Here is a 1,116-nt window from a genome sequence, read left to right as displayed (position 1 = left end):
GGTGGTCCGGCTCCACTCCAGGTAGCCGCTCATCGCCGTGCGCATGCAGTCCGCGATCCGGTGGGCGATGGCGGTGTCCCGGGGGCCGACGGTGCTCGACAGCCGTTCCTCCAGGGCGAGGAACTCCTCGCACCAGGCGGTGATCATGCCCTGGATCTCCCGGACGCTGTCGGCGCGGCCGCAGCCCAGCTCGTGCTCGATGACGACCACGAGGTTGTGGAGGTCGCCGCGCGACTCCTCCTTCTCCACCGAGTGCACGTCGTTGAGCGTGTCGACGACGTCCGCGGTGATGTCGAGCATCCGGCGCACGACGGGGTCCGCGTAGAGGCGGCGCGGGAGTTCGAAGCCGTACGCCTTCTGGCTCAGGTCGATCATCGCGTAGACGAAGCCCGACCGGCGGCGCAGTTCCGCGTACTCGGCGCGGGTCGGGACGCGCCGGCGGGCGCGGTTGTGCGCCTCCTGGGTGTAGGCGCCGAGGTACCACTGCCAGTGCTGCCCGGTGCGCTCCTGCCAGCCGGGCGACGCGCCGTCGGCCAGGCGGCGCCACACGTCGCCGAAGGCCCGGATCAGCGGCCCGGTGCCCGCGGGCGGCCGGCCTCCGGTGGCGAGGACGGCGCCGAAGTCCGCGCAGACAGCGGCGACTTGGTCGGGCCGGTCGGCGAGGGGGCCGTCGACGTGGTCGTCCAGGAAGGTCGCCACGACGACCGCGTCCGTGGTCAGGTCCAGCTGTTCCCCGGCCGCCCGGGGGTTCCACGCGGCCATGAGCCCGGCGATGTCCCAGTGCAGGAGGCGCACCTCGTCGACCGGGTCCGCGACGAGGCCCTGCCGCCGGCACCAGAGGAGACTGCGCTGCCGGGCCGCGTCGGCGTCCGGGCTGGTCGCGCTCCCGAAGGGCAGGGTGAGGGGGGTGTCCTGGGGCATTTGCGTGGGCCCTTTCGGGGGAGGGGGTGCGGGCCGTCGCTCACCCAAGGGTCCCCGCGACCGTCCGTCGGCCGCAAGGGGGCGATGCGAACGCAGGGGGCGGGCCCCGGCTACGACTGCCCGACGTCCGGGGGCAATTTATCGGGGTCGACTTGGGGACGGAAAAAGCGAGGAGAAAAGATTCTCCTCGCCACT

General features: G+C 72.9%; 1 protein-coding gene. It reads right to left on the bottom strand.

Translation table 11 applies throughout. The features are described 5' to 3' along the window. The coding region (locus AB0O00_RS39140) for a hypothetical protein (RefSeq protein ID WP_363659439.1) at window positions 1-921 on the bottom strand (921 nt) is incomplete at its 3' end. Window positions 922-1,116: the final 195 nt, after the last annotated feature.

The sequence above is a fragment of the Kitasatospora sp. NPDC093558 genome (genome assembly GCF_040683475.1).
Lineage (GTDB): Bacteria > Actinomycetota > Actinomycetes > Streptomycetales > Streptomycetaceae > Kitasatospora.
This window is presented reverse-complemented; position numbering and strand designations above follow the sequence as displayed.